Genomic DNA, 15,859 nt, shown 5'->3' on the forward strand with positions numbered 1-15,859 from the left:
CTAAGTTTTGAAGGATCTCTGCGTTTTTACTGGTCAAGTCAAATTGAGCTATACCGTCTGCTGATAAATCATCACAAACTTCTAATGCGGTTGGTCCTGCGCCTAATTGTGGCGTTGGGTTGACAATAAGTACTAATTCTACTATGGTTGCACAATTGGTGGCTATAGTCGAGCTTTCTACACGTGCGTAAACGGTTTGCATGTCTTCTACAATATTGTTGTAGAGACTTGTTAATGAGTTCACATTGTTGATAGCGTCTGCCATGGTCTCATGGTAGCTCACTGTTAAACTTGGATCGCCTCCTGTGATTTCGTTATTTTTACTTTCTAAATCAAACTCGCCAAAGCCATCACTGTCTGGATCACAATATTCTAATGCGGTTGGTGTATTGGCTATTGGTGCTTGTTGTACTATTAATTCTAAGGTCGTTGTATTGTAACAACCTGTGTTGATGTCCTGAACTCTTACTACTACGATTTGTCCGTCAATCGTATTTGTGTAGGGTATATCTAATGGGTTTGCGTTGTTCTGTGCATCTAATAAATCAATATGATAACTTACTGAATAGTTTGGATTGTTGTCTGTGATTTCTACGTTCTTTAACGTTAAATCAATACTCGTAATCCCATCTGGTGTACCATCGTCACAAACTTCTAATGGGGTTGGAGAAACTAATGCTGGTAATGGATTGACTATTAAATCGAAATTCCCAACATTAACACAACCACTTGTAGTATTCGTAATATTTACAAAAATGGTTTGTGGATTACTCGTATTACTATAAAGGTTAGATAACGGACTTAATCCATCAACAGCATCAGAAAGTGTTTCGTGGTATGTTACTGTAACTCCTGTTTGACTATCAATAGCTTCTGTATCTTTAGTTGAAAGATCAAATATTTCAGTTTCGTCTCCTGATAAATTATCATCACAAAGTTGATAATTTGAAATACTCCCAACAGAAGGGATTGGATTCACAAATAATACTAATTCAGCAGTATCAGAACAACCAGTGATATCATCTGTAACTCTAACAACCATCGTTTGAGAGCCAGCAGATATATTACTATAAGGGCTAGTTTGAGCATTAACACCATCAATAGCCTCTATGAGAGTTTCATGGTACGTTACAGTCATTCCTGTTTGAGTTCCTAGTATTTCAGAATCTTTTGTTGTCAAATCAAATATGGAGAAACCATCGTTATCATCATCACAAACTTCGTACGATGTTGGAATTACTGGAACAGGTAAAGCATTCACTATTAAATCTAATGTTGTTGTATTGTAACAATCTGAACTTAAATTAGATTGAACTCTAACAAATACTGTTTGATTATCTATCATTACATTAGTGTAAGGGATAGGTAATGGATTCATTCCACTTTCAGCTTCAGCTAAAGAAAAATGATAGGAAACTGATACAGTTGCAGGATCTAAAACATCAATAACTTCTATGTTAGCATCTGTTAGTGTAAACATTGCAAAACCATCGTTATTGTCATCACATTCTTGTAAAGGTGTTAAAACTGTATTGATATCTAAATTTGTGAATTCTAAATCAAAAGATGTCGTATCAAAACATTCTTGAGTTAATTCTGCAATTCGAACAAAAATAGTTTGAGGATTAGAAACGTTTGTATAAGGACTAGTTAGAGGATTAATATTATCAATCGCATCTTGCTCTATGAGGTGATAACTAATTTCAAATTCTGCTGGATCTTGAGTTCCTAAAATTTCAGTATCATTATCTGTAAGTGTAAATTCTCCAGTACCGGAAGTACTACAAATAGTTGTATTTGGAGGTGTATTTGCGATTGGAATTGGTTTAAATTCTACAATAACCGAATCACTAGCCTGACAAATCCCTGAAAACACTACATCTACGGAATAAACACCAGATTCTGTTACACTTAAAGTAGATCCAGTTTCACCTGGAATTACAACTCCATCTATATACCAAACATGAGCAGCAGTAGGAGTTTGAGTATCTAAAACCGTTGTAGCTCCATAACATTCTGCAGTACCTGCTGCTATTGTTATGTCATCACCTAAATCTCCACCCAAATCAAAACTTCCTGCTTTTAAGAATACACCTGAATCTAAAGCTGTATCAGAAGCATCTGCAACGACTAATTTTATATGATATGTTTCACCTGGTATTACAGCAGATTGAGCTATAAACACTGCAGTTCTACCATCAAAACTCATTGGTGCTTGAGGAGGAGTACCAGCATTGTATGGAACTGACATATCTGGCCATTGTGTATAGCCTCCAAAATATTGCTCATTTATTGCATTACATCCAGAATTATCGGGATGTATATTGGTAACTAATATAGGAGTGGTAGTTGCCGGAAGGACAGCTAAATTGGTAACATTATCAGCAGAATCTGTTAGTAAAAATGCAAAAGCATCTGAATAGGTACATTCAAAAGATCCACCTGAATATCCGTTATATTCTTCCGAAGCCATCAAAAATTCAAAACTGATACTATCTGCAAGAGGTACAAAATCAAACTCTATGACAGATGCATTGTTGGATGAGATACCTACTGCTGTATCTAATGCTGTATCTCCAGGCCAATTACCTCCTCCATCACTTAATGCATTATCGTTAGGACCTCTAACCTTACTAGCATCACCTGAGGTCAATAATATACCGTCTGTAAAAGGGAATAATGTTCCGTCATTTATAAAATAACCAATACCATTATCGTCACCAAAATCTGTTCCTGTAGACGATTGTATGTTACTTATTTGAGCGCAATCGCTATTTATTAATACATCTTCTACTAATTGTTCTATTGTATATGTGGTTTGATCCACAACTATGTTCTCTCCAACGATAAAAACAGAAATAGTTGTAGTTTCTGTACATCCTATAGGATTATCATCTGTTACAATTAATGTCACAGTGTATGTGCCTGGAGCATTGTAGGTGTTGGTTACTGTATTTCCAGTATCTGTATTGCTGTCTCCAAAATTCCATTCATAAATTGCGCCATTGCCATCTGTAGAAAAATTCGCACTCCCATTAAATGTTATGGCTTCTCCAACATTAGCTTGTACTGAGCCTGAAGAATTCATTTCAGGCATTGTGCTATCTATTGAAGGAGTTATCGTTTGACATGGTACTGCGCAAATAATATCTGCTTCCCATCCTGTTGTTGTCCCTGAATCATTTGTAACAAACTCTACTGTAATACAACCACTTACATTAGTATCTGAAGCAACTATTGTTCCCGGATTATTAGCGCCATTATAAGATCCAATAATTGGCGCTGTTGTATCATCACCATCATAAATGGTTAAAACGTCTAAATTAAGTTGAGTACTAAAAGCTAAAAAGTCTAAAATGATAAACTCTCCTGGATTATTTGCACATATTGTGGTTACAAAATTTTCATCACTACTGTAAGCACCTCCAGCTCCTCCTGAATCATAAAACTTATCTGGTGCACATCTATTAAAACTACCATTTTGCATATTTAAATCTTGTGCAAAAGACATGTAAGAAAGTAAGAAAAATAGTAAGTAAAGCTTTTTCATAATGTTTAAAGTAATTTTAAACTTATTATTTAACGTTCATTTACCACTTCAAAATGCACAAAACAAATGAAATACAACTTAAATAAAAATCACCATTAAAAGCAAAATAAAATCAAGTTGTAGGTAGAGGTTTTCATAATAAGAGCGAAATTTAAGAAAAAATTAAAGAATCACAATTGTTAAATCGTTTTAAAAGTAACAGTTTAACAGTTTAATTTCCCAGCACTCATTTTAAAATAACTCTAAATATGACTTTTTATTTTAATACATCAGACTGTTTTAATACGTTATGATATTCTTAAAATAGTATCATTTGAATTTTTAGTTGCTTATTTTTGCAGAAATAAGCGCTATAAATATGTATTCTATCTCTATAAAAGAAACCACAAATCCTTCAATTATTAAATTTGAAACTAATCAATTTATAACACAACATGAAAGTTTTGAATTTAACAATATAGATGAGGCAAGTTCGTCTCCTTTAGCTCAACAACTATTTTACCTTCCTTTTGTTAAGAAAGTGTATATCTCTAGTAACTTTATTGCTATTGAAAGATTTAGCATCGTTGAATGGGCAGATGTTCAAAATGAAGTTGCTGAACAGATTGTGACGTATTTAAATTCTGGTGCTGTGATTGTGAATTCTTCTGAAGAAAAAAAGAAAACACCTGTAACTATATATGCTGAAAGCACTCCGAACCCATCAGTTTTAAAATTTGTAGCAAATAAAAAACTGGTTACCACTACACATGAGTTTACATCTATCGATGACACTAAATATGCACCAATGGCTGCAGAACTTTTTCATTTTCCGTTTGTAAAAAGTGTATTTATTGATGAGAATTTTGTGTCTATTACAAAGTTTGATGTTGCTGAATGGAATGACATAACGATGGAGCTTAGAGAATTTTTAAGAAGCTATATTGAGAATGGAAAAACCATAATAGAGCCTAATGCTCCTGAAACGAAATCTAAACAAAGTGATCAGTTAGATAATGACTATGAATCTAAAGATGATATCTCAAAAGAGATCATAAATATTTTAGAAGAATACGTAAAACCTGCTGTTGCAAGTGATGGTGGTAACATTGAATTTCAATCTTACGATCCTATAGAAAAAAAGGTAAAAGTCATTTTACAAGGTGCCTGTAGCGGTTGCCCATCTTCCACCTATACTTTAAAGAGTGGTATTGAAAACATGCTTAAGGAAATGATGAAAGGCAAGGTTGAAACTGTTGAGGCTATTAATGGATAGAGTATGCATATTTCGTAAATGAACAAAACCCTTTACTTGCTTTAGCTTAAAACTTTTAGAACATTAGTAGAAAACATTTCAGTTATATCATTTTTTTATTGTTTGTATATTTATTAATAATTAAAACTGTTTTTTATGTTTTCTATAATAAATCCTATCCGTCACTTTAATATAATCCTCACTCATTTTACAATTCCCATAACAATATGTAATAGATTTTCGATTGCCAAAAAAAGGATTGTAATCTGTTGAATAAATAATTATTGAGTCATTATTAACTTCTTTCTCTCTCCACAAGTATATACTATTAATGTCAAGCTCATTTAGAAGTTCAATTGATTTTTGATTTTCAAGCGCTATATCTGAAGGTTCTATGACCAAGTACTTAGAAGCACTTTGATTAAATTTTTTTTGGATACTCAAAGATAAATTTATAATAATGTCTTTATTTTTATTTACCTTTTTTAGATAAGCATCTGTTTTCATAGTTACACAAGAACTAGTTATTAAACTTAAAATTAGTAATAAACTTATAAATTTAATGTACGCCATCCTTCTTTAAGTTTATAATTATACCTGCACTAAAATTAGGATCACCTGGATTTGGGGGCAAATCTTGAGAAGCCCTGTAGTGAGGATCTTTTTCTCTGCTTTTTTTAGATAGCATTCTAACAATAAACCCTATTCCTTTTATGACTGCTCCAGCTCTTGTTTTAGATGCCAATCCAGTAACCATATCATTATAGTTTCCATTACTATCTTTAGATTGATAGTCTTCATATAGTATATTTCCTATTTTACCTTGTTCCTTTAGATTTTGTAATTTAGCCATTAATTTAGAATCCTTGTTTACTGGTGAACCGACCAAAACAAGATTATCAATAGTATAATCATCATCCAAACCATATTCTGAAGGGTTTTCAAGAAGCTGGATGGCTGCTTGAGCTATAGTAACCGAACCTTGACTAGCACCAACTAAATTATTTTGTTCACCTTCTTGTAAAGTATTACTTATAAAATCCTGGGCTATACTAGATGCAACATTATGTATCCTAGACCCTTCTGGCGCAAGGCCTCTTAGCGGTTTTTGACCATTCCACATAACATGCATCATATCACTAAAAGTAGAAAAAGAACCGTCTATTGTTTTAGAGTAAGTATTATAATTTTTAAGGTATGTATTTGCTGAAATCTCAAAACCTGACACATAAGGACTAGGATCACTTGGGTCATATCCTAATCCCGGAACAAAATAAATTCTTCTACCATCAGGATCAAAATATATGATAGGGTTATTTGCACAATATGAATACCCTCCAATACTAGGATAGTTTTCAGTTAAAGGATCTACACTCAGCCATAAACTTGTATTTGGATCATAATAGCGAGCTCCGAAATAATAGAAATTTGTTTCCCGATCTAATTCTTTACCACTGAATTTATATGGATTCACATAATCTTCAGCATAACTGTGCTGTTCATACATGGTTTCTCCAAAAGGTAGGTTGATAAAGAATTGATATGGATTACCAGACATATCTGTTAAATAGGTACCAGTACCTAAATGGTCTGGATGAAAAAAATATATTCCGTAATTTTGCGGTGCTCGAGTCTCATCCTTAATAATACTATCCGAGTTTACCTCGTAGTCTTTAAACTTTGGAGCACCTAAACCAGCCTTTTCAATTATTACAAGTAAATCAGATATTTGCCTTTGTCTAATCTCATCCATAGCTACTTTTGACTGAGAACTTTTTTCTTTACCACTTGCTGCTAATCGCGGATTTTCGCTATTAAAGATATCTATATTCTGTTCACCAATTTTACTTACAATACGCTGAGACCCCATAAAATAGTGTTTACTATATCTCTGGTTAGCATCAATAACCAAATATGGACTCGCATAGGTGGTATAATTATCAAAGTTAATACTATTTGTATTCACAGGTTGACCATTATTATATACTTCTTCAAGTGAAGATGATGACTTTAAAGTACGTTCTCCAGTCGCATCATAAATATAATGTTGCATGGTTTCTTTTCCAGCAATTACTCTCAACCTATTACTTTCATCCCAATAAAGACCTCTTTCATTACCATCAAAGTCTTGCTCAAAAATTGTATTACCATTAAAATCATACTTAAATGATTTGGTGCTATTTGAACCATTACTAATTTCTTTTACCTGATGAGTTCCTTCATAATACTTATAGGTATTAGCGTATGAATTATTAGGATTAACACCACCAGACTGGTTGTGTTCCTGATTTTTTGAAGTAATCCCGTGAGTGGTATTATACTTCATACTCAACTTATAATCTGACACATTATTTTCGTAGCCCCTAAAACCGCCTTCAGCACCTATAAGTCTATTGAGAATATCATACCCATATTTATGAGTATATGTTCCTCCCAATTGGTTATTTGGATTATAAGCAGCGTTGTTTTCTAATTGAGTAATATTACCTATATTATCATACTTGTATGTATTATTGAACATGACATTATTGTCTCCCGTTTTTGAGATAAGATTCTCTAAACGTCTTAAATCTGGTTGATAGGTATAGGTATTATTTGTTCCATTACCGTATAATATAAATGTTTTTTGTCCAAAATAATCATAATCTACTTGTTTTACATAAGGATACTCTGAACCTTGATGCTCTCCTACTATTCTATTAAGGTTACCTCCCAAATCATAGCCATGACCAACTTTTTCACCATCTGGATAGATTAAAGTTTGTAAACGATTAAAGCTGTCATATTCATAATGGGTTATAAAACTTCTCGTTGGCAGGTTAGGAGCTACTACTGTACGCTTATTATATACAAGCTCTCCCATATTACCGTAATCAAATTCTTGTTCACCAGTAGCGTCTTGCTGATATATAAGCTTTCCTGTCTTATTTCCCGAATTAGGAGCCCCATAATAATAAGTAACATTACTTATATTACTACCTTCAAGCTCAGGGAAAATTATTTTCACTAATCGATTATATTCGTAATCATATGATATAGAAGTTTCATTACTTTCTAAATTAGCTGTTTGAAGCGTCAAAATATTACCAGATAAATCATATGTTATATTAGTCTCACCATTATCAGGATGACTAGTTGATATTTTTCTTCCATAATTATCATATATATTTATTGTTGTCAAATTTTCATCATCTGTATAAGATGTCATTTGGTTTATAACATCATAATTAAATCTTGTCCAAATATCTCCATTTGGGCCTATGGTATTTACAGAAGTTTTTCTTCCTTTGATATCGGTATATGTATGTGTGATAATATCTTGAGCATCTTGATTAACTATAGATGTGTTCAATTGATTCAAATTATCAAAAGCATCATTTTCTATCGTATATTTAAAGTTACTCTCTGATCCAACTTGGTCAACTACTAAAACTGCTCTATCTAATTCATCATATGAGGTTGACACAAAATAATTAGATAATGGGTCATCAATTTCATTAATCACAAAATTTATTGAACAATCTTTATTCTCTTTTTTAGGATGGTATTGCTTTATTGGTCTTCCAAAGTCGTCGTAAGTCACTATTCCCGAAACCGACATAAACTCCTTGTATTCGGGAGCACTTGGAGTACCAACATTTAGTTCTACATCTTTTTTAACTTGTATTGGTCTTGACAAACCATCTACAAAAGTAAAGGTCTCTAAAGGGTTTGTTGGATGTAATACATCATAATGCTTTGTTATGGCCACAGGTACAAAATCCTCTTCATCAATACAGCCACTGTAACCATTTGTGACAACCTCATTGTAGGTTGGCATGTATTGAAAACCAATAGTATAGGCATTATTGTTAGAAGCCTCTTTTGGAGCAACTACAGAAGTTATTCTTCCAAAAGAATCATAAGTGTATGTCATAACATTACCTGTAATATCTGTAGTTTTTAGTACCACATCAAATTTTGAATCATGGGTACTATTCGAACTATATCCAAAAGCATCTGAAATTTCAACTATATATTTATTGTAAATATTATCATAAGTATATTTATTATACATGGATTGTCCATTAGCATTTTCAGGGTAATAAATTTCTGCTAAATTACCAAATTGATTATATTTCATTATTGTTTCAGCGAAATCAGAATCATTCAACCAGGCTTTAATGACACTAATTTCACCAGTATCAGGGTTGTTAATTTCAGTTGTTCTTTGTCTCATTAGGTTTGAAGTACCAGATACACCTTCAAATACTCTTATCATAGAAGGCACACTTAATATGTTATTATTTAATCCATGATAACGAATTGTTGTATGATATTCGTCTTCTTCGATAGCTAAGTCTCCATGATCAATATAGTCTACAACTCGTCCATACTCATCGTAAGTCATATTAACTTTACTAATAATTGAATTTGTAGAGAATTCTTTAATTTCAGTAATGGCTTCGGTTAGCAAAGGAGCTGCTTGTCGTCTACCTTCTGTTCCTCCAGTGTCATAATCTAAATCAACTTGACTATCTAAATCAATAGTTCCATCTGGATTAACTTGAAACAATTTATAGGTATTTTGTGTTATAGAATAAGTGTTATTTGACCCACCTACTCTTTCCATTCTCGAATCAATTGGCATACCTTGAAGAAAGTAACTTTTATTATAATATTTAGAAATAGAAGAACGATATAATGATGGATTGTCAGTATCCCCATTAATAAATTCTTTTGTACTTACTGTTTCATATCCATAAAATGTACGTTCTCTTCTATCATAGAAACCATTTTCATATTCAAAATCTTTTCGATAAATATCTTTACCATCTAAGGCTATATCTAAACCATCTTCAGCAATAATACTACTCATCACCCATTTTGAAGTTGGGTTATTATAATCCACACTTTTATGTTCGTAATCAATCGTAAATATTCCTCCAAGTGGATTGGATACTGATTTTAATTTATCTGTTCTTCCAATTCTAGAATAATATACTTTTAAATCTCTACCGTCTTTTTTAACATAATCGGCATAACCATCATTATTAAAGTCACTAAATTGTCTTTCTGTTTCAGAAATTGATAAACTGGCACTTCCGCCAGCACTCCCGCCAACCTTAACAAATATAATTGGCCAATAAAATGGTGGTAATGGTAATGGGCAACAAACTGACCAGCCATAGAAATAACTCAAGCTTCCGGCCAATGACGCGCTAGTAGTCTTACCATCATCAAATAAACTTACATAGCTATTATTTGCATAAGTAAGCGATACTGGAGAATTTAAAAACTTATTTCCAACATTAAAATAGACTTTAGCGTTATTACTATTGTTAAAAACCAAAAGATCTATTAGTCCATCGCCATTCATATCCTGTAGTGAAACATCGGTATTAGACCCTGTTGAAGAGTAACCTAATGATACAGAAAATGGCACGTTACCTAAATTCAAATTGGCTGAGATACTCGCACTAGCACTAAGAGAATTAGGATGTGTTTCAATTGAATTATACAAAGCAAAATCTTCTTGAGTATTTGAAAAACCGCTTCCATTATTAAGTCTATATTTAAAGGTACTACCATTATGAGTAACTCTATCTAAAAGCCCATCTCCATTAAGGTCAACAAAGGAACTTCTTTCCTTATTTTCTCCACCTAAATTTGCACTCAAACCAATTCCTGCGTGGTACTTAGGATCTCCAGTATCACTCTTTGATTCTTTCGTTTTCTCTCTACCTGCAATAGGATAACTACGTTTTAGCGATAATGATGAATTATCACTATCTGTAGAACTAATTGGGTCAATATTATAATTATTTACAACATCAGTATGACCGCCTGTCATATTTGAAGACTGAGCACTAACCGAAGTTAATAAATCTGGATATTTATCTCCATTAATATCCATAAATCCAGAAATTCTATTACTGTAACTTGATTCACTTTTAGAGAATGTTAAACTACCATAACCTGCCGAATAACTTCTTGCTGAACTCTTATGTACCAAGGTCATGGCATACATTCCTGTACTTTGATCTGCTTCAAGATAAGGACTCTCTACTTCATCTGGATTTTCAAAAACTTGATCAAATTCACTGAATGTAAAATCACCATTTTTAACTGAATTTGTAGTAGAAAATTGCTTGTCAGAAAACCCTATCCATTTTTCTTTCAAAGTATTATTTTCCTCATATCTATAAGGTTTCATAGACATTAACGCAGAAAGATTTGAAAGCGTTGATATATCTATATTAGTAAATATTGTATTTACAAGAGACTCTAAGTCTGTATTTTCATCTATCGAACCTTCATCTGGAATATCATATAAATCTTCTAATTGAGCGATTAAGCAGTCTTCTATATCTTGCTGATCGGTGTAAGTATCTGAACAATAATTAGAATCAACTCCTAAAAGATCTAAAATATCATTTGACGAATTACTTGACTGCAAATCAACGATAAATGTATTGATGAGTTTTCCAAATTCATCACTTGCCACAGAATCATCGTCATCCAATTCATCATTATAAAGAAACTGTCCCCAACTTCTATTTAAACTTCCTAAATGTTGAAAATCGTCATTACACGAATATACAGTCCTTCTTAAAAAATGGTCCGTATCAGAAACAGGGAAATTATTCCATTCGTCTGCATGACCAATTATAACATTCCCTGTATTGTATAGGTTATCACCTGTGTAAGCAATAAGCGCACTGTTATATCTTTCAAATAGCAAGTGATTATTTCTACCTTTAATATAAAATGCAAAATCTACGAGTATATCATTGGGGTCTGTAGTAGCATTACCCGTATAAAAAGAAATAGGTGTATTATTATCTAAGCTTATGACTCCTTCATTAATCGTCACCTTTCGCTTACCAATAACAACTGCATTCTTTTTTACAACGAATAAAAACTCTCCCGAATCTTCGGTTGTGAGTGCTTGAGACGTATTAGTTGGGTATATGGTATTAGGCAACACACTATAGGTTGTATTGGTATTGGGCAAGTCATATACAAATTGACCTGAACCATTACTATAGGATTCCAACTGATACTCTTTTGGGTCATTTTCATAATATATAGAATAAATAGCTGCAATTTCTTTTTCAAATTCCATAACACCATCATTATTGGCATTTGCATCAGGCGTATAAACGAACTTAGGCTTCCATTCTGTATCTCCCCATCTTACATTAGAATCAGAGTTTACTTCAAACCTGAAAGATATTTGAGAATTAACAGGAATACTACTAATATTAAAATTACTTACACTTCCCGTCTGAGACACTACAGTTGTAACGTTTTTTGGACAAAATTTATAAAAAATATTATTTTCTGTTACATCACCCGACACTAAATCCCTTGTACTTTGAATTATTTTATATTCTACATCATCTGATTGATTAGACATCGTAAGACTTGGCCATGTAATTTGGATATTTCCTGAACCTTCAAGTTCTAATTCTCGATTATCTCCTAAAAGATAGTCTTCCCCATAATTAAACCTATTTCTATCTAAATTATTCTGATCGATGTTAGAATTTAAATTCACATATTCTATTGTTGGATTGGTTATTAATAAGTCATTATCTCCATCGATATTTTTATGAACTCTAAAATAAATTTTTTCTCCTTTACCGATTTGCATTTCAAGTCCGTCGTAACTATCATGGCCATGCACATCTGATATATCAAGAGAAGGGTCATAGGTGTCAACGTGAGTAATAAGAATATTTTCACTTTGAAAGGAATTATTAAACTCTCTTAAATATAATCTATAGTTGTCATTAGTTCTCCACCATTCAGATTCAATACTATAAGTGAGCGTACTGTTTGAACTTTGCGGCATAAACTGTACATTATCTGTAATTCTTATGTGGCCATCTCTAGGTGCTACCCATGTTCTCACAATATCATAATGCGTAGATACTTCGTCAGAAATTGGATCAATATCTTCTACATCATCTGGATTTATCAAACTTGGATCTGCAGTAATTAACATGTTAGGTGTATTTGTACTAGAAGTTTCAAAAACATTATTACCCTCATCGTTTAGCCCTGTGTTAAAGTACACGCTATTATTATTGACTATATCAGGCAACAAATCGCCATTACCATCAGTTATATAAATATCAGTTTCGTTTTCAGTTTTAAAACGCTTAGTACCTGCATAAAAACTCAAAAAGTGTGCATCATAAGAATCTCCAGCAACAGTTACTGTTTTACCTTTTGTTCTTTGATAATTATTAATGTTTAGTACTGTTTTTTCCTCATCAATAATGATATGATCTCCATTAGCATCAACTATATGTGGCAAATATTTAAGTTTATCTCCTGATCGGTATAAAATATCATCTAATCCGTTTCCATCCATATCAACCATGGCAATCTTCCCTTTATTTTTGGTGTAATTTTCTCCAAAAACTGCACCTGCTGTAAAAACCCATCCTGGATTATTACCTACATAAAATAAACTTATTCCTGCAGCTATTCTGGCATCCCAACTCAATTCAGTACTTTCACTAGAATTTATTCTAGAAGTTCCCAGAGCATTTCCAAACCCAAGAGCATAGCTTGCCGAAAAATTAGGCACATCAATAGATTTTGGTGGATTGAACATAAATTTATTTTGACCTATATCATTGTAATAATCAAATTCATGCTCATAAAACTCCACATTGTTTGCATCCCGTTCAGCGATACTATTTAATTGGGATTTAAAAAACACACTAGAACCATATTTTAAAGCATAATATCTAATTAAATCACCATCATCATATACTCTAATTTCACTTAAAACACCTGGCACAACACGTTTAATACCTAAACGAGCATCAATAATAGGATCTTGACGTAAATTACCTGTTGAACTATTAGATACAAACTCTACTCTATACAATCCATTATTATCTCCATAACCAGTATAGTAGATATTAGCTATTCTAAAAACTCTTCCTCCATTTAAATTAGCATTAGCACCATTATATCCAAATGCAGTATAATTACCATATTCATACTTAACATTGTTCTTATAAACATCTTCAATCATAAATAGTCCCCAGTGGACAATATTTCCGTTACCATCTTTAATTACACTATTATTTTCAACACTTGTTTTTCCACCGTACCAAAAAATTGTACCATCAGATGTTGTTACTTTCCAGTAATAATTGCTCGGAGAGTTTCCTAATCGTTCTATTTTAGAAAAACTTCCTTGCTTTCTTGGCGTAAAGATTGCATCAGATATTCTATCTCTTTCTACTGTTGAATATATCCCAGATTGTGAGGAAGCATCATAATGTCTGTTGGGCATCCAGTCTACTCTATCTCCTTCAGTATTCGTAATTTTAGAATACATTAATTGTTCACCATTTAACATATACAATTCTGACTCTTTGGAAGTATTAAATAATGGGACTCCCCATCTTGTATCAATAGTAATTGAAGGCGTATTTAAATTCCACCCAATACCTAACCACCCATTATTGTTTTCACTGTTATATTGCAACCCTAATTGAGGCTGCATACCGTTACGTCCTGATGGAATTTTAATAGGAAAAGAAACATTCGCATCACCCTTTTGAGAGACTTGCGGAGCTGCAATCATGGTTATTTCACTAGCTGGATTAGCAGCCTGAATATCATTCATCATTGTTGAGGTAAAAGCATTTGTTTGTGGACTTTCAGGGGTTTGAATAATGCCATTGATGTAGTCTGTAAAATGCGTTGTTTTAGAAACAATCGCTTTTTTGTTATAGTTTATAGAATCTTTTTCAACTACAAGCCACCTTTTGCTTTGAGTATCAAAAAAATACGTTTTAATATCTTTTTCGGTATAACCTTTAGGGATTGCAATAGAATCATACGGTATTTCTAAGGTTACAGGAGTAACAAACTTTGTTCCATCTGGCAGAAATCGGTATGCACTTCCGCCTGCAGTAACATTTATTAAACCTGGTGTTAGATTAGGTAAATCTATAGTTCTTAAAATTTTAGCTGTTAATGTTTTTGCTTGAATTATAGAACTATCATTTAAAGTCAGTTTGGCATCACCTATATGTAAAGATGATTTCTGATAAGCTTCAAACCTCTGAATTGCAGAGCGTTTTTCTAATTTGATAGCATTTAAATTATCTGCTTCTAAATTTTTAACCTGAATTTGCTTCTCTTGAATTTTTTTCGCTCCATTTTCACTAAATAATTCTAATTTTAACTTCGAATTATTGTCAACATTAATAAAACCTTCAAAAACATTATCGTGTAATTTTAATTCTTGTTCATTAGCATAGACCTTAAAGTCATTTACATAACCTCTTAAAAAACCAACGACATATCTTTTACCTGATTTAGTTAAATCATAATTATTATTTGTAAGAACAATTTCAGCAAAATTATTTTTGGTAATACTTGAACTTTCAGTTTTAATCTTTACGTCTCTAATTTTATACTGATAATCTGCATTTGGTGGAAGAGTGAAAAATATCGAATTTTCTCCTACATGCATCCATTTACAATCTATCTCCTCTCTTTTTTTAATCCATTGATTTGATTTTTTAACCATATAACCACCATAAACCCATTGATGATTTATACTTTTTGATGGTGTTGATTTTTCATCTATCCCATAAATTTCATATTCCAAAAATATCTTCTTGTCAATTAAACTAAAATTATCAGGAATGTTGACACTAAAATAATTGTCTTTCGGGTTATCAATTTTTGTTATTGTGTCAACCTCTATTTTACCCAATTGTAAGTCTGCACTAAAAATAGTCTCAACCTTGAAATCACTTTTATGAGTATAATTTCTCTTATATGATTTGGTTACTATTGTAGGTTTTTTATCTGTAGGCTTGTACACTTTTTTCAATAAAGTATCAGCTTCTAAAATATTAACCTCTTTTTTGGTTTGTAATAGTGCTTTAAAAAGTGTTAAATCTTTTTTACTATCATTAATGACTTTACTTTCTTTTGAGTATGAAAGATAAAGACCAAATACAATAAAAAGACAAATAAAAACCTTTTTGAAAACTTTATAAAAATTCTTGAAGTTTAAATCGGAGCTTGAAGTAAATATATTCATG

General features: G+C 32.2%; 4 protein-coding genes. 1 reads left to right on the forward strand and 3 read right to left on the reverse strand.

Annotated features, from left to right (window positions below; translation table 11 throughout):
* Positions 1 to 3,550, reverse strand: a 3,550-nt coding sequence (locus tag IM744_RS12205) for a choice-of-anchor L domain-containing protein (protein WP_194508435.1), incomplete at its 3' end; no start/stop codon positions are given.
* Positions 3,551 to 3,908: 358 nt separating this feature from the next.
* Between IM744_RS12205 and IM744_RS12210 the strand changes: the two genes are divergently transcribed.
* Positions 3,909 to 4,805 carry a NifU family protein gene (locus tag IM744_RS12210; protein WP_206694492.1) on the forward strand — a complete coding sequence of 299 codons (897 nt, stop codon included), beginning with the start codon at positions 3,909 to 3,911 and terminating at the stop codon, positions 4,803 to 4,805.
* Between the two features lie 120 nt (positions 4,806 to 4,925).
* On the opposite strand, the gene IM744_RS12215 is transcribed toward IM744_RS12210, so the two are convergent.
* Together IM744_RS12215 and IM744_RS12220 are read right to left on the reverse strand one after the other, a co-directional pair.
* Positions 4,926 to 5,291 (reverse strand): hypothetical protein, encoded by a 366-nt coding sequence (locus IM744_RS12215; RefSeq protein ID WP_194508436.1) that lies wholly within the window; start codon positions 5,289 to 5,291, stop codon positions 4,926 to 4,928.
* Positions 5,292 to 5,343: 52 nt separating this feature from the next.
* The gene (locus tag IM744_RS12220) at positions 5,344 to 15,858 is read right to left on the reverse strand and encodes a SpvB/TcaC N-terminal domain-containing protein (RefSeq protein WP_194508437.1); all 10,515 of its coding nucleotides are present in this window, start codon (positions 15,856 to 15,858) and stop codon (positions 5,344 to 5,346) included.
* Position 15,859: the final 1 nt, after the last annotated feature.

It is taken from the genome of Psychroserpens luteus (assembly GCF_015319355.1).
In the GTDB taxonomy this organism is placed as follows: domain Bacteria; phylum Bacteroidota; class Bacteroidia; order Flavobacteriales; family Flavobacteriaceae; genus Psychroserpens; species Psychroserpens luteus.

Excerpts from the sequence above, each read along its gene's own strand:
- IM744_RS12210 (WP_206694492.1), top strand. The coding sequence starts at position 3,909 with ATGTATTCTATCTCTATAAAAGAAACCACAAATCCTTCAATTATTAAA.
- IM744_RS12215 (WP_194508436.1), bottom strand. The coding sequence starts at position 5,291 with ATGAAAACAGATGCTTATCTAAAAAAGGTAAATAAAAATAAAGACATT.
- IM744_RS12220 (WP_194508437.1), bottom strand. The coding sequence starts at position 15,858 with ATGAATATATTTACTTCAAGCTCCGATTTAAACTTCAAGAATTTTTAT.